A 15,223-nucleotide genomic window follows, 5' to 3' on the forward strand; every position below is an offset into this window, starting at 1 on the left:
GAGGAGCGCAACCCGTGATCACCCGGATGTCGACTCTGTTCCTGCGGACCCTGCGTGAGGACCCGGCGGACGCCGAGGTGCCGAGCCACCGGCTGCTGGTGCGAGCCGGGTACGTGCGACGAGTCGCGCCAGGCGGTTTCGCGTGGCTGCCGCTGGGGATGATGGTGCTGCGCAACATCGAGCAGGTCATCCGCGAGGAGATGGACGCCATCGGCGGGCAGGAGATCCAGTTCCCCGCGCTGCTGCCCCGCGAGCCGTACGAGAAGACCGGCCGGTGGACCGAGTACGGCCCGAACATCTTCCGGCTCAAGGACCGCAGGGGAGACGACTACCTGCTCGGCCCGACGCACGAGGAGCTGTTCACGCTCACCGTGAAGGGCGAGTACTCCTCGTACAAGGACTATCCGGTCATCCTCTACCAAATCCAGACCAAGTATCGCGACGAGGCGCGGCCGCGGGCCGGCGTGCTGCGGGGTCGCGAGTTCCTGATGAAGGACTCGTACTCGTTCGACCTCGACGACGAGGGTCTGCAGCGCAGCTACCAGGCCCACCGCGACGCCTACATCCGGATCTTCGACCGCCTCGGCCTGAATTACGTGATCGTGTCGGCCATGTCCGGCGCGATGGGCGGCTCGGCGTCGGAGGAGTTCCTGGCCGACGCGCCGACCGGTGAGGACACCTACGTGCGCAGCACGGCGTCCGATTACGCGGCCAACGTCGAAGCGGTCGTCACGCCTGCACCGCCCGCGCAGTCGATCGAGGACAAGCCCGCCGCGCAGGTGCACCACACGCCGGACACCCCGACGATCGAAACGCTGGTCGACTTCCTCAACACCAAGGCCGACCTGGGCCGCACCTTCACCGCGGCGGACACGCTGAAGAACGTGCTGGTCAAGACCAGGCAGCCGGGCAGCGACGAGTGGGAACTGCTCGCCGTCGGCGTGCCCGGCGACCGCGAAGTGGACATGCGGCGGTTGGAGGCCGCCGTGTACCCGGCCGACGTCGCGGTGCTGGAGGACGAAGACTTCGCCAAGTACCCGTTCCTGGTGAAGGGCTACATCGGCCCGCGGGCGCTGCAGGAGAACGGCGTCCGCTACCTGGTGGACCCGCGCGTGGTGGAAGGCACCGCGTGGGTCACCGGCGCCGACAAGCCCGACCACCACGTGGTCGACCTGGTGGTCGGCCGGGACTTCACCCCGGACGGCACGATCGAGGCGGCGGAGATCCGCGAGGGCGACCCGGCGCCGGACGGCGAGGGCACGCTGGTCGCGGCGCGCGGCATCGAGATCGGCCACATCTTCGCCCTGGGCCGCAAGTTCAGCGACGCGTTCGAACTGGACGCGCTGGGTCCGGACGGCAAGCCGGTGCGCATCACCATGGGCTCCTACGGCATCGGCGTCTCGCGCCTGGTGGCGGCCATCGCCGAGCAGTACCACGACGAGCTGGGCCTGGTGTGGCCGCGCGAGGTGGCGCCTGCGGACGTGCACATCGTGCTGGCGGGCAAGGACGACGCGGTGTTCGAGGCAGGGGAGAAGCTGGCCGGCGAGCTGGACGCGGCCGGAGTGCGGGTCTTCCTGGACGACCGCAAGGCCACTCCTGGGGTGAAGTTCGCCGACGCCGAGCTGGTCGGGGTGCCGACCATCGTGATCGTCGGCAAGGGCTTGAAGTCCGGCGTGATCGAGGTGAAGGACCGCGCCACCGGCGAGCGCACCGAGGTGCCCGTCGACGAGGCGGTGCGGCGGCTGGTGGAGCTCGTCAAGGACTGACGAGTCGCCCTCGGGTCGCCTGCTGAACGGCGGTGCGGCTCCGGCCGGCTTACCCCGCGTCGACCGTCCAGGTCAGTGAGCGGCGGTGCGCCTCTGCTCGCCTACACCGTGCAGACCGTGTCACGACCGCCTGCGCACGTCTCGCACTCAGTCGGTATGCGTTGTGCGGGACCCGCGGAGGTCAGTCGCTGTAAGCGGCTCGTTGCCTCCACGGCACAGCTGGCCTGCGTCAGTCGCCTCCCACGGCCCGCAGGCTGTCGATGATCTTCTTCGCCTCGTCCGCGGGCAGCTCGTCCTTCACGCCCGTGTCGTGGTACAGGATGAACAGCGCGGTGTCGCCTTCCGCGTGCGGCTTGAACGCGACCGCGGTGACCTTCACCTCGTCCGACGAGCACTTGTCGCCCGTGGAGGCCTTTGCCGTAGCGGTCGACGTCCACGCTTGCTTGCCGTCATGGGTCGTGATCGTGCGGATCGGCGTCGGCTTGACCTTCGGCGAGTCCTCCGGCAGCTCCATGGCGGCCGTCGCCCACAGCTTGGCCGCGGTGGCGGTGATCTTCGCAGGGTCCAGGTCCTTCGCCGTCATGAAACCCGCACGACCGCGATTCGAATTCGGCTTGCCCGAGCAGAACCCGTCCCGGTACGTCGCGATCCCGTGCATCACCACGCGCAGGCCGGTTTTGTCCTCGAATCCGGCGAGTGCGTCCGGCGGCTCGACGGTCCAGTTCTTCGACACGTCGAACGCAGCGCCCTCGCGCGCGGAGAAGACGGCCTTCCAGCCTGCGACCACCGGCTTGAGGTTGCTGCTTTCGCCGCCTGAGGGTGGGTCGTCCGGCGGCGGGCTCGACTCGGTCGACGTGATCGGGCTTTGCGACGTCGTGCTGGGCGGCGCACTCGTCGAGGACTCGGTGGCGACGTTCTGCGGCTCGTCCTCGCCGCCGGTGGCCAGAAAGTACACGCCGACACCGCCCGCCACCAGCACGATCGCGGTGACGACACCGATGATCAGCGGAGTGCGCGGGCGGCGCGGAGGCTGGTCGAACGCGCCTAGTCCTTGGTAGGTCGATCCGCCGCCGTAGTAGTGCGGGACCGGTTGACCGCTGTACGGATCGTGCTCACCGCCCGGATAGCTCATAACCTGCAGACCCTATCCGGGTGGCCGGACGGCACGCAGGAAGGTCAACCGGACAGGTAGCTGAACCGCACTTTGCGCACCGGGTTGTCGACGTTGGTGTCCACCAGGCAGATCGACTGCCACGTGCCGAGCGCCGGCCGCCCGTCCAGCACCGGCAGCGTCGCATAGGGCGGCAGGAACCCGGGGACCACGTGGTCGCGGCCGTGGCCGGGGGTGCCGTGCTGATGGCGCCAGCGGTCGTCGCGCGGCAGCAGGTCGTCGATGGCCGACAGCAGGTCGTCGTCGCTGCCCGCGCCGGTCTCGATCACGGCAAGTCCTGCCGTGGCGTGCGGGACCCACACGTGCAGCAGGCCGTCCGTCGCACCGCAGTCGGCCAAGAACTTCTGCGCCGCGTCGCTCAGATCGTGTACGACGGCTTCGCGTCCGGTGGTGATCTCTACCTCGATTGACTGCACATCTTCACCGTAGGCTTCCGCGGCCCGGCCTGGAAACCGGTGGTCGTCGACGCCTGGTGCGAACGGGTCCAGTCCATTGTTATCAACGCCACCGAAGATCGCGGAGGCCGGGAGACCGTGGTACACAACATCTTCAACGCCAGCGATCCTGGCGCTCGAACGGTCTGAGTTTTCTCGGACGGGAGGTCACGCGATGGCGGACACCGAAGCGGGGAGAACTGGCGGGACGACGGTCGGCGTGGTCGCCGAGACAGCGGCGGGCGAGCGCCGTGTCGCGCTGGTGCCGAAGATGGTCGAGCGCCTGGTCAAGCGCGGCTTGACCGTCGTGGTTGCCGAAGGGGCGGGCGCAGGCTCGTTCCACAGCGACGAAACCTACGTCGCCGCGGGCGCCACCATCGGCGATCCCTATCGAGCGGACATCGTGGTGCGGGTGGCCCCGCCCACCGACGACGAGATCGGCCGGCTGCGCGAGGGCAGCGTGCTCATCGGCTTCCTTGCGCCGCTGAGTGATCCGGAGCGGCTCACCAAGCTCGACCAAGCCGGGATCACCGCGTTCGCCATGGAGTCGATCCCGCGCATTTCCCGGGCCCAGGCGATGGACGCCCTGTCGTCGCAGGCGAACGTCGCCGGCTACCGCGCAGCGCTGCTGGCGGCGACCCACCTGGCCCGGTTCTTCCCGATGCTGACCACCGCGGCGGGCACCGTGAAGCCCGCACGTGCGCTGGTCCTCGGGGCCGGTGTCGCCGGCCTGCAGGCGCTGGCCACGTGCAAGAGGCTCGGCGCCCAGCCGACCGGCTACGACGTGCGGCCCGAGGTCGCCGACCAGGTCAGGTCGGTCGGTGCGCAGTGGCTGGACCTGGGGATCGAAGCGGTCGGCGAAGGCGGCTACGCCCGCGAGCTGACCGAGGAGGAGCGGGCCGAGCAACAGCGCAGGCTCACCGAGGCGATCACCGGGTTCGACGTGGTGATCACCACCGCGCAAGTACCCGGCCGCAAGGCGCCCACGCTGGTCACCGCGGAAGCCGTGCAAGGCATGAAGGCGGGCAGCGTGATCGTCGACCTGGCGGGGGAGAGCGGTGGCAACTGCGAGCTGACCGAGCCGGGTCAGGTGGTGGTCAAGCACGACGTCACCATCGTGTCGCCGTTGAACCTGCCCGCCGAGATGCCCGACCACGCCAGCGAGCTGTACGCGCGCAACGTGGTCGAACTGCTGGAGCTGCTCGTCGACGACAACGGCGTACTGGCCATCGACTCGAGCGACGAGATCGTCGACAAGGCCTGTGTGGCGGGGCGGTCGCTGCTGCCTGCCGAGCCGGAACACACCGCCGAGCAGTCCGGGGAGGCGTGATGGAAAACCTCGTGTTGATCCAGAACCTGGCCATCGTGGTGCTGGCCGGGTTCACCGGATTCCTGGTGATCTCCAAGGTGCCGAACACGTTGCACACGCCGCTGATGTCGGCGACCAACGCGATCCACGGGATCGTCGTGCTCGGCGCGGTGTTGGTGCTCGGTATGGGAGTCGGTGACGACGTGGTGAGCGGCATCATCCTGTTCGTCGCGGTCGTCTTCGGTGCCATCAACGTCGTCGGTGGCTTCGTGGTCACCGACCGGATGCTGGGGATGTTCAAGCAGAAGCCCGGCACCTCGAGCAAGGGGAAGGCCGACAAGTGAGCTGGATCCACCACGAGGTGTTCATCAACACCCTCTACATCATCTCGTTCTCGCTGATGATCTACGGGCTGATGAAGCTGACCGGCCCGCAGACGGCGGTGCGCGGCAACTGGATCGCCGCGATCGGTATGACGCTGGCGTTCGTCGCCACCCTGCTCAAGGACGAGATGGGCGAGAACTGGCTGCTCATCATCGCAGGCCTGGTGGTCGGCGCGGCGGTCGGCGTGCCTGCCGCGCTCAAGGTCAAGATGACCGCGATGCCGCAGATGGTGGCGCTGTTCAACGGTGTCGGCGGTGGCGCGGTCGCGCTGATCGCGTGGGCGGAGTTCCGCAACACCGACGGCTACGCGCACGAGCCCAAGTACATGGCGATCGCGTCGCTGTTCGCCGCCCTGGTCGGCTCGGTGTCGTTCTGGGGCTCGAACGTGGCGTTCGGCAAGTTGCAGGAGATCCTGCCCGGCAAGCCGATCACGCTCGGCAAGCTGCAGCAGCCGGTGAACGTGCTGGTGCTGCTCGGTGCCGTGGCATGCGGCGTGGCCATCGCGGTCGGTGCGGACTCCGAGTGGCTGATGGTCGGGCTGCTGGTGCTGGCGGCGCTGGTCGGGTTGTTCGTGGTGCTGCCGATCGGCGGCGCGGACATGCCGGTGGTCATCTCGATGCTCAACGCCGCAACGGGTTTGTCCGCGGCGGCGATGGGTCTGGCGCTGAACAACACCGCACTGATCGTGGCGGGCATGCTCGTCGGCGCGTCCGGTTCGATCCTGACCAACCTGATGGCCAAGGCGATGAACCGGTCCATCCCGGCGATCGTGGCCGGCGGCTTCGGCGGCGGTGGCGGGTCGGCCGGCGGTGCGGGCGGCGGTGAGACGCGTCCGGTGCAGAGCACCAGTGCGGCCGACGCGGCGATCCAGATGGCCTACGCCTCCAACGTCGTCGTGGTGCCGGGATACGGCATGGCGGTCGCGCAGGCGCAGCACGCGGTCAAGGAGATGGCCGAGCTGCTGGAGGCCAAGGGCGTGCAGGTCTCCTACGCCATCCATCCGGTGGCAGGCCGCATGCCTGGGCACATGAACGTGCTGCTGGCCGAGGCCGACGTGCCGTACGAGCAGCTGAAGGAGATGGACGAGATCAACTCGCAGTTCGCGCAGACCGACGTGTCGCTGGTCATCGGCGCGAACGACGTCACCAACCCGGCGGCGGAGACGAACCCGAACTCGCCCATCTACGGCATGCCGGTGCTCAAGGTCAACCAGTCGAAGTCGGTCATCGTGCTGAAGCGGTCGATGAGCTCCGGCTTCGCCGGGATCGACAACGAGCTGTTCTACGACAGCAAGACGGCGATGCTGTTCGGGGACGCCAAGGCTTCGGTGAGCGAGATCGTGGAGGAGCTCAAGCAGCTCTGAACCGCGCCGGAAGCAGTCGGACGGGAGCGGCCTGCGGGACGCGGCCGACCGGACGGGAACGGCCCGCGGGAAGCGGTCGACCGGTGGGGGCGGCCTGCCGGAAGCGGTCCGACGGGAGCGGCCTGCGTTCAGCCCAGGGACAGCCCAGCTGAACGCGGCCCCGTTCGAGTCGCGGGTGGTTCCCGTCCGGAAGTCCCGGTCAACCGGGGCGGCGCGTGGGCCGGGTCGGTGCGAGCCCGGCCCCGCGTCGCTACCTCGACGCGCCGGGGCCGGCGCACGTTGTCCTCGGACGCGTCTTCATCCACCACCGTGCCTGCCGGGCACGTGCTGATGGGTGCCCTCCGACCGGAACCGGACCGAGCGGCGACATCCGTCCGGGCAGAAGAGCACCCATCCGCTGCGAGCCAGGGCCGGGCAGGGAGTCAGTTCACGGTTGACAGCCATCCCTCGACGTCCGGACCCACGACGCGGGCTTCCGCCGGAGCCAGCAAGACACCTTCCTTCAACTCCAGGAAATACGGCTCGGTGGTGTGCACGGGCCGTGAGTCGCCGCGGGCGTCGAGCAATCGTCGGGTCAGGTCGGGGAGGCGGATCTGCTCGGGTCCGGTGATCAACACCCGGCTCTCGTTCGACGGCTTCAGGACCTCCTGGACGAGGACGTCGGCCACGGCGTCGGCGGCGACGGGCTGCACCAGCCAGTCCTGAACCTCGACCTTGTCGGCGTGGAACGTCACGGCTGCTGGGTTCGTCGCGAACTCGTGCCACTGGCTGGTCTTGACGAGCGTGGCGTTCAGGTCGCTGTTCTCGACGATCGCCTCCTGCTCGCGCTTGGCGAGGTAGTACTCGAACCGGTCGAATGCGGGGTGCTCGATCCCCACGATGGACAGCAACACCAGGCGGGACACCTGCTGCTTCGTGCAGGCGTCCACGACGTTGCGCGTCGCGGTCGTCACGGCCCCGCGCCGCTTCCTCGGGTCGTCCGAAGGGCCGACGTTGGAAGCGTCGACGACAGCGTCGACGTCGGCAAGAGCGTCCGTCAGTCCCTCACCGGTGACCAGATCGATCCCACACGACCTGGAGACCTCCACGACGTCGAAGTCCCGGGCCTTGAGGCGCTGCACGGCCCGCGAGCCGGCCGTGCCCGTGGCACCCATGACTGCGATCTTCATGTCCTTTCGATCCTCTTTCTCTCGAACACCGAAGCGGGCCACCTCCCGGGATGTGTCTCCCGAAACAGCAGATCAGGCGTCCGGTGGTGAGGCTCCCCGGAGATCGGGACGAGGCCAGGCCGGGGAACGTTCGTCCGACCGTCGACGAGCGCCTGCTTGGTCGACCCTCCGCGTGCAATCTGGACCTTACATGTCCAGGTTCTCCGTCGGTGACGGGCCGCACGGTGATCCGGCCAACTTTCGGTCCGCCGTGCGCACTGGACAGCCGCCAGGAGATCGGCTGAGACCGGGCGGATTCGGAAAGCTCAATCCGCGCCGACGCTGAGCGGGCCTGCGTCTTCCGAAGTCGGCGGGGCACGAAGGTTTGCGTCCAGGTCAGGTAGAAACGTCAATTATGCGGCTCAGTCAGGCGGTCGAGTGGACTCTTCATTCCTGTGTCAACCTGGCCTGGGTTCAGGGCCCGGTGCCCGCCGCCCGGCTGGCCCGGCTCTACCAACTACCCGCTGCCTACCTGAACAAGCAGCTCCAGGCGTTGGTACGAGCGGATATTCTCGTTTCGGTTCCCGGCGCCCACGGCGGATTCCGGCTCGCACGGGATCCCGCCGACATCTCCTTGCTCGACGTCGTGGTCGCCGTGGAGGGGTCGGAAGAGGCCTTCCGTTGCGCGCAGATCGTCCAGCGCGGTCCCGGTGGTGACCCGAACGTCGACTACCGGCATTTCTGCGCGATCGCCCAGAGCATGCGGCGCGCTGACCTGGCTTGGCGGCGCGAACTCGCGGCACGGACGATCGCCGACGTCGCTGCCGAGGCCGCTCGGCATTCCCCGGATGCGCCGGAACGCATCCGCACCGCCTTGGCGCGCTGAACGCGGGCTGTATGGCAGATCCCGGTCTTCGGTCTCCACGTCCGAGCGGAGACGTCTCGGCAACTAGTCGACCGGCACCTCGAACGACGTCTTCGCCACGCGGTCCAGCAGCTTGTCGTCGCTGCTGGTCTCTTCGCCGACCCAGGCCACCCGTACCAGCCGCACGGAGGTGCCCTCGACGGTGTTGTGATACAGCGCGTTGTGGAAGGTCAGCTTGCCCTCCGGCCACGCCTCGCTCATGTTCGCCGCGTCCGCGGCGCCGCCCGAGCCCGGCTTGTCCGCGAGCTCCTTCAGCTGTTTCGCGTGTTTCGGATCGTCGAACTCGATCTCCGCGAGGCTCACCGCCGCCTGTTTGCCGGACACCGTCGCCAGGTAGCTCGCCAGTCGGATCTGGCTGCAGGGGTTCTTCTGGATCAACGCCTGCACATCGCCGTAGGTCAGGTCCTGACACTCGTCGTTCGCCCAGCGCTCCACCGCGGTGAACTCGACACCGGAGATCGCGTACCGCTGGGGCCGCTGCTCGGCCTGCGGCGTGGGCTTGGGCTCCTCGTCCGATCCGCTGCTGCTCGTTGCCATGACGATCGCCGCGACCAGGCCCGCCACCACGACGAGCACGGCAGCAATCGGCAGCAGCCGCACCTGGCTGCCGCGCTGGGGACTTGCCTGCTTCGGCGGCGGTAACGGCATGAGGTCGGTGGGTGCGTCGTCATCCACCCCCGCAGGCGTGCGCTGTGCGCCGTTGACCTGCGGGCCCCGGTTCGCCTCGGCGGCCGCCGCAAGCGCGGCGGCCTTGGCCTTCTGCGCCGTGCCGCGGGCGTTGGACTTGTGCCCTTGTGCGGGTGGCTGCATCGGTGTCGTGGTGGCTTGCTCGGCCAACGCCGGCGCACCCGCATGCGCGTAAGCCGCCACGCCGACGGCGAAACCTTCGCCCTTCAACACCTCGTCGGGCTGGATCGGCACAGTGGGGTCGAGCGTGCGCAGCACGGCGCGCGCTTGCTCGGCGGTGCAGGCGAGGCCGTCCTGCGGGACGAGATCGACGATGGCCGCACGCAGCGCCGCCGGCCTCGGATGGACGATCCGCACGTACCGGTTCTCCGGGTTCTCGGGCGTTACTCGCTCCACGAACGGTCCCACCGCCAGTACCAGGCCGACCGGCATGGCCATGTTCGTCAGGGTGTTCAGGCGGCGGGTCAGCTCCTCGGCGGCCGCCAGCGCCGCACTCGCCGGGTTCACCGCGGTGCCGTCGCTCACCAACGGCCAGTTGTCGGCCTTCCACTGGCCGTACAGCGGCGCTTCCAGGTGCAAGGCCGGGCCGGGGAGGTCGATGCCCGCCACGATGACGATGCCGTGCGGTGTCACCAGGACCGATTCGAACGCCGGGCCGTTCTCGAGCGGGCGGACGTCCACCAGGGCGATCCCGCCCAGATCGGAAGAGCCCCGGCCGAGCGCGGTCAACCCGGCCCGGACGTCGGCGGCAACCTTGGTTGCCGGCTCCCCGATGCGCAGCAGCCGCACGCCTACCTCCCGCTCCTGTGGATTCCCCCGGACAGGTTATCCGCGACGCCCCGCGCCGTGCGGTCAGACCGGCGAAAACCAAGCGGATGTTGCCGCAGGTCACCGTGGTCGAACGGGCTGATTGACCCATTCGGTCCGAATGTCGGATTTGCCCGTCGGGGTGGCACTGTCCACACGTACCGACGGTGGTCGGCCGGTTCAGTTCTGTGCGCCGGATCTGGGCTACGCGGTGGTGCTGCGCCCGGTGCGCTCGGCAGTTGCGGCAGCCGTTCACGGACCGTGTCTGACGATCGACCTTCGGTTGTGGGAAGCTGTCCGCGACCCCGGCGTGGCGGGTCGACATGTCAAGTTCACGTGTTGTATTGGGCAGGTTCGGGTGTTGCGGCTGGTGCACATGTGACGAGATGGGTAATCTCACGTACGACACAACTCCATAGCACCTGAGTGCCCATGGCCTACGTGGCTGCGATCGAGCCTGGTGGACGAGGACGTAGGGGAAGATGCCCCTCGTCGGCAGAGCAAGATCGACAACGCGGAGGTCAGCTGTGAGCACTCGTGGGAACACGCGCGGCGTGGTTTATGTCCACTCGTCGCCTGCTGCGGTCTGTCCGCATGTCGAGTGGGCGCTCTCCGGCGCGCTCGGTACTCCTGCGCAGTTGAGTTGGACGGCGCAGGATGCCGCGCCTGGCCAGTTGCGCGCGGAGTGCGACTGGCGCGGGCCGGCAGGTACCGCGGCCGCCATCGCCAAGGCGCTCAAGGCGTGGCCGATGCTGCGCTTCGAAGTCACCGAAGAGCCCAGCGAGGGCGTCGACGGTGAGCGATTTTGCTATGCCCCCGGTCTGGGCTTGTGGCGCGGCCGCACCAGCGCCAACGGCGACATCGTGGTGGGGGAGGACCAGCTGCGAAACCTTGTCGCGCGCAGCAGGGCAGGCGAGGATCTGGTGCACCGCATCGACGAGCTGCTCGGCACCGCGTGGGACGAGGCGCTGGAACCGTTCCGCCACGCAGGCGACGGAGCGCCGGTGACCTGGCTGCACCAGGTGGTGTAGCCAAGGCCCGGATAGGCTAGGCGCCGTGCGGTGGCTCGTACCGGTGGTGATCGGTGTGGTGTCGCTGGCGGTGGCCGGCGGCCTGATCGCCCGTGAGTTCTACCAAGAACGCGAACCGGTACGAGCGCAAGCTCCCGTCGCCGTGCCGTCGTCGACCTCGCTCGCTCCGTCCGAACAGCCCGGTCCTGCCGAAGTCAAGCTGACTCCTGATGCTGCTCGCCACCCGTACGGCGAGACCGTCCGAGCGTTGCTGGAGGCGTACACGACCGGCATCAACGAGCGCAATTACGAGCGGTGGAAGTCCGCGGTCTCGCAAGAGCGCATCGCGGTGCAGCCCAAGCACGTGTGGCTGCAGAACTACCGCAGCACCCGCAACGGCAGCATCCTGCTGCACCGCATCGAGACCGCCCCGGACGGCTCGCTGCGCATCCTGTTCAGCTTCACCAGCACGCAGGACCCGGAGGATGCGCCACCGACGCTTCCGGTCGACTGCATCCGTTGGCGCCTGATGTTGCCGGTGACGCAGGAGAACGGGCAGTGGAAGATCGCCAAGGTGGTCGCCGGGACGATGCCGGAAACCCAGCGCTGCTGACGCGAACGCCCCGGAGACCGCGCTCCGGGGCGTTGCGACGTCGTGGCTCAGGCCTTGGCGAATGCCAGCGACACGTTGTGCCCGCCGAACCCGAACGAGTCGTTGATCGCTACGTCGATATCCATCTTCCTGGGTTCGTCGCGCACCACGTCCAGCGTCACGCCGGGGTCGAGCTCCTGCAGGTTCATCGTCGGCGGGATGAGGCCGTGGTAGACCGACAGGATCGTGGCGATCGACTCGACCGCACCCGCAGCGCCGAGCATGTGCCCGATCACGCTCTTGGGCGCGGTGAGCACCGGATGATCGCCGATCGCCTTCCGCACGGCCACCGTCTCGGTCACGTCGCCGACCGGGGTCGAGGTCGCGTGCGCGTTCACGTGGCCGACCCGCTGCGGGTCGATGTTGCCGCTGCGCAACGCGGCCTGCATGGCCCGCGCCTGACCGGTGCCCTCCGGGTCCGGCGCGGTGATGTGGTGCGCGTCCGAGCTGGTGCCCGCACCCGCCAGCTTGGCGTAGACCCGCGCGCCACGAGCCTGGGCGAACTCCGCGCGCTCCAGCACCACGCACCCCGCGCCCTCACCGAGCACGAAACCGTCCCGGTCGACGTCCCACGGCCGCGACGCGCCCGCCGGGTCGTCGTTACGGGTGCTCATGGTGCGGGACTGGGCGAAGCCGGCCATCGTGATCGCCGCGATGCAGGCCTCCGCGCCGCCGGCCACCACCACGTCGGCCTCACCGGCCCGCAGCATGCGGAACGCCCACGCGATGGCCTCCGCACCGGACGCACAGGCCGACACCGGGGCGTGCACCCCGGCCCGCGCCTTGAGGTCGATACCGACGATCGCGGCCGGACCGTTGGGCATGAGCATGGGGACCGTCAGCGGCGACACCTTGCGCAGCCCTTTGGTCTCCAGCGCGTCGTCCATGTTCAGCAGCGTGCCCGCACCACCGACACCGGTGCCGATGACGACCCCGAGCCGCTCCGACTCCACTTCCGCGTCGCCGTCGGGGCCGAAGCCCGCGTCCTGCCACGCCTGCCGCGCGGCCACCAACGCCACCTGTTCGACCCGGTCCAGCCGGCGTGCTTCCACCCGAGGCAGGACTTCGGTGGGCTCGACCGCCAGCGGCGCGGCGATCCGCACCGGGAGGTCGTACTTGTCCACCCACTCGTCCTCCAGCAACCGGACGCCGCTCCGGCTGGCCAGCAGGCCGTCCCACAGGGCTTCGACGTCCCCGCCCAACGGCGTCGTCGCGCCCAGGCCGGTGACCACGACGTCTGGTGTGCTCATCTGACTAACGCCTCCCCACTAGAAGGAATCGATCGGAGGATCCGATCAGGAGTTGTTGGCGACGTAGTTGACCGCGTCGCCGACCGTCTTGAGGTTGGCCAGCTCGTCGTCCGGGATCTTCACGCCGAACTTGTCCTCGGCCTGCACGGCGATTTCCACCATGGACAGCGAGTCGATGTCCAGGTCGTCCACGAACGACTTCTCCGGCGTCACCTCGTCCTGCGAGACGCCCGCCACCTCCTCGACGATCTCGGCCAGGCCGGCGAGGATCTGCGCGTTGTCCGCCATTGCGTTTTCCCTTTCTGTCAGTTCACCAGTGCTCTTCCGCCCGGCACCTGCCCGAGCAGCTGATCACGGAGCCACGAAGATCTGTCCCGCATAGGACAGTCCGGCCCCGAAGCCTACGGCCAGCACCACATCGCCGGACGAGACCCGTCCCTTTTGACGCATGTGGTCGAGCGCGAGCGGGATCGAGGCGGATGACGTGTTGCCGGAGTGCACGATGTCATCGGCCACGACGAGGTCCTCCCGCGCCCCTTTGGCCTTGAGTTTCTTGCCGATCGCCTCGACGATGCGCAAGTTCGCCTGATGCGGGATCAGCACGTCGATGTCGGCCAGGCTCAGCCCGGCCGCCTCCACCGCGCGCTGGGCGATCGGCGCGATCTTGGTGGTCGCCCAGCGGAAGACCGACTGGCCCTCCTGGTAGATGTACTTGTGTTCCCGCATGTAGATCGTGTCGACCAGATCGCCCGCGCTGCCCCACACCACCGGGCCGATCCGCGGCTCGTCCGCCGGACCGACCACGGCGGCGCCCGCGCCGTCGGCGAAGATGATCGCGTTCGCCCGGTCCACCGGGTCCACCACGTCGGTGAGTTTCTCCGCGCCGATCACCAGCACTCGCTGCGACGAGCCGGATTTCACCAGGTCGGAGGCCACGCCGAGGGCGTAGCAGAAGCCCGCGCAGGCGGCGTTGAGGTCGAACGCGCCTGCGGCCTTCACCCCGATGCGGTCGGCCACCTGGGCCGCGGCGTTCGGGATCGGCGAGGGCATCGTGCAGTTCGGCACGATCACCGTGTCGACGTCCGACGGCTCGAGCCCGGCGTCGGAGAGCGCTTTGCTGCCCGCTTCCACCGCCATGTCGACCAGCCGCTCGTCCTTGGCGGCGAACCGGCGCTCGACGATGCCGACCCGGTCCCGGATCCACTGGTCGCTGGTGTCCATGATCTGCGACAGCTCGTCGTTGGTGACGATCCGCTCCGGCTGATAGCTGCCCACCCCGAGGATCTGGGTGGCGGGCGGACCGCTGGTCTGGCGAATGGTGGTCACGAGTTCTCCCCAGCGGTCTCGGCCAGCTTGTCCAGGTCGGCCGGCGTCTTGACGGCGGTCGTGCTGGTGACGGTGCCCTTCAGTTGGCGCCGGACCAGGCCGGTGAGCGTCCCGGCAGGGGGCAGCTCGACCGTGCTGGTCACGCCGATCTCGGCCAGCTTCTGCATGGTCAGGTCCCAGCGCACCGGGTTGGTCACCTGGCTGACCAGGCGGTCCAGGTACTCCTGACCGGAGGTGACCACGTCCCCGTCGGCATTCGACAGCAGCGGCCGGTTCGGGTCGCGCGGGCTGATCTTCGCCGCGTGCTCGGCCATTGCCTCGCGAGCGGGCGCCATGTAGTCGGTGTGGAACGCGCCGGCGACCTTCAGCTCGCGGACCTTCGTGCCCGCCAGCGGCTCGGCCACGATCTTGGCGATGGCGTCCGCGGCGCCGGAGGCCACGATCTGGCCGGCACCGTTGCGGTTGGCCGCGGCCAGCCCGTGTTCGTCCAGCCACGCCACGACCTCGTCGGGATCGCCCAGCATGACGGCGGCCATGCTGGTCTCGGTCAGTGCGCAGGCCTTGGCCATCTCGGCGCCGCGCACCGCGGCGAGCGCCACGGCGTCGGTGGCGTCCAGGACGCCCGCGATGGCGGCGGCGGCGAGTTCACCGACCGAGTGGCCTGCGACCGGGGCATCGGCGGGCCAGACGTCCCGTCGGCCGCCGATCTCGTAGGCCAGCAGCGACGCGGCCACGATCAGCGGCTGGGTGACGGCGGTGTCCTGAATTTCTTCTGCGTCGGCTTCGGTGCCCAGCCGGATCAGGTCCAGGCCGGTGGCCTCGGACCACTCGCGAAGTCGTTCGCGAGCCCCGTCGACTTCGAGCCACGGGACCAGCATTCCGGGTGACTGGGAACCCTGTCCGGGGGTGAGAACGGCGAGCGCGTGCGTCACATCTCTAGCGAACACGTCAGGGGCCTCCGCCCGTGATGTCGCGGAGCACCAAGTACTCC

15 protein-coding genes are annotated in these 15,223 nt (G+C 68.9%); 7 read left to right on the forward strand and 8 right to left on the reverse strand.

Annotated elements, in window-relative coordinates; genetic code table 11:
* The first annotated feature begins 14 nt into the window (after positions 1-14).
* On the forward strand, positions 15-1,766 hold the full coding sequence (locus YWM_RS0108070; protein WP_028850301.1) for a proline--tRNA ligase: 1,752 nt from the start codon (positions 15-17) through the stop codon (positions 1,764-1,766).
* Between the two features lie 229 nt (positions 1,767-1,995).
* Here YWM_RS0108070 and YWM_RS0108075 read toward each other — a convergent pair whose 3' ends face one another.
* Entirely contained in the window at positions 1,996-2,898 is a 903-nt protein-coding gene (locus tag YWM_RS0108075; RefSeq protein ID WP_028850302.1) for a DUF8017 domain-containing protein, read from the reverse strand.
* 44 nt (positions 2,899-2,942) lie between these two features.
* Positions 2,943-3,353 (reverse strand): YjbQ family protein, encoded by a 411-nt coding sequence (locus tag YWM_RS0108080; protein ID WP_028850303.1) that lies wholly within the window; start codon positions 3,351-3,353, stop codon positions 2,943-2,945.
* Between the two features lie 193 nt (positions 3,354-3,546).
* On the opposite strand from YWM_RS0108080, the gene YWM_RS22665 reads away from it, so the two are divergent.
* The 3 genes from YWM_RS22665 to YWM_RS0108095 are packed head-to-tail and all read left to right on the forward strand — an operon-like array spanning position 3,547 to position 6,427.
* Positions 3,547-4,701, forward strand: a complete 1,155-nt coding sequence (locus tag YWM_RS22665; RefSeq protein ID WP_052344671.1) for a Re/Si-specific NAD(P)(+) transhydrogenase subunit alpha — start codon at positions 3,547-3,549, stop codon at positions 4,699-4,701.
* Positions 4,702-4,712: 11 nt separating this feature from the next.
* Entirely contained in the window at positions 4,713-5,024 is a 312-nt protein-coding gene (locus YWM_RS0108090) for an NAD(P) transhydrogenase subunit alpha part 2 (RefSeq protein WP_028850304.1), read from the forward strand.
* A 5-nt stretch (positions 5,025-5,029) separates the two neighbouring features.
* Positions 5,030-6,427: an NAD(P)(+) transhydrogenase (Re/Si-specific) subunit beta gene (locus YWM_RS0108095; RefSeq protein ID WP_028850305.1), complete on the forward strand. Its 1,398-nt coding sequence runs from the start codon at positions 5,030-5,032 to the stop codon at positions 6,425-6,427.
* A gap of 422 nt (positions 6,428-6,849) precedes the next feature.
* Here YWM_RS0108095 and YWM_RS0108100 read toward each other — a convergent pair whose 3' ends face one another.
* Positions 6,850-7,596 carry an SDR family oxidoreductase gene (locus YWM_RS0108100; RefSeq protein WP_028850306.1) on the reverse strand — a complete coding sequence of 249 codons (747 nt, stop codon included), beginning with the start codon at positions 7,594-7,596 and terminating at the stop codon, positions 6,850-6,852.
* Positions 7,597-7,990: 394 nt separating this feature from the next.
* On the opposite strand from YWM_RS0108100, the gene YWM_RS0108105 reads away from it, so the two are divergent.
* Complete coding sequence (locus YWM_RS0108105; RefSeq protein WP_028850307.1) at positions 7,991-8,461, forward strand: RrF2 family transcriptional regulator; 471 nt, start codon at positions 7,991-7,993, stop codon at positions 8,459-8,461.
* A gap of 63 nt (positions 8,462-8,524) precedes the next feature.
* Here the strand turns inward: YWM_RS0108105 and YWM_RS0108110 are convergent, their stop codons facing one another.
* A complete protein-coding gene (locus tag YWM_RS0108110; RefSeq protein WP_028850308.1) occupies positions 8,525-9,976 on the reverse strand; it encodes a hypothetical protein in 1,452 nt (483 codons plus the stop codon).
* A 545-nt stretch (positions 9,977-10,521) separates the two neighbouring features.
* Here YWM_RS0108110 and YWM_RS0108120 point away from each other — a divergent pair.
* On the forward strand, positions 10,522-11,025 hold the full coding sequence (locus YWM_RS0108120; RefSeq protein ID WP_028850310.1) for a DUF3145 domain-containing protein: 504 nt from the start codon (positions 10,522-10,524) through the stop codon (positions 11,023-11,025).
* 25 nt (positions 11,026-11,050) lie between these two features.
* Positions 11,051-11,617 (forward strand): hypothetical protein, encoded by a 567-nt coding sequence (locus YWM_RS0108125; protein ID WP_028850311.1) that lies wholly within the window; start codon positions 11,051-11,053, stop codon positions 11,615-11,617.
* 47 nt (positions 11,618-11,664) lie between these two features.
* Here YWM_RS0108125 and fabF read toward each other — a convergent pair whose 3' ends face one another.
* From fabF to YWM_RS0108145, 4 genes are all read right to left on the reverse strand, one after another.
* The gene (fabF, locus tag YWM_RS0108130; protein WP_028850312.1) at positions 11,665-12,906 is read right to left on the reverse strand and encodes a beta-ketoacyl-ACP synthase II; all 1,242 of its coding nucleotides are present in this window, start codon (positions 12,904-12,906) and stop codon (positions 11,665-11,667) included.
* 45 nt (positions 12,907-12,951) lie between these two features.
* Positions 12,952-13,194, reverse strand: a complete 243-nt coding sequence (locus tag YWM_RS0108135; RefSeq protein WP_028850313.1) for an acyl carrier protein — start codon at positions 13,192-13,194, stop codon at positions 12,952-12,954.
* A 63-nt stretch (positions 13,195-13,257) separates the two neighbouring features.
* Complete coding sequence (locus tag YWM_RS0108140) at positions 13,258-14,232, reverse strand: beta-ketoacyl-ACP synthase III (RefSeq protein WP_028850314.1); 975 nt, start codon at positions 14,230-14,232, stop codon at positions 13,258-13,260.
* Positions 14,229-15,179 (reverse strand): ACP S-malonyltransferase, encoded by a 951-nt coding sequence (locus YWM_RS0108145; protein WP_281168809.1) that lies wholly within the window; start codon positions 15,177-15,179, stop codon positions 14,229-14,231. The genes YWM_RS0108140 and YWM_RS0108145 overlap by 4 nt, the downstream gene beginning before the upstream one ends.
* Positions 15,180-15,223 lie beyond the last annotated feature (44 nt).

The sequence above is a fragment of the Thermocrispum municipale DSM 44069 genome (assembly GCF_000427825.1).
GTDB classification, from domain to species: domain Bacteria; phylum Actinomycetota; class Actinomycetes; order Mycobacteriales; family Pseudonocardiaceae; genus Thermocrispum; species Thermocrispum municipale.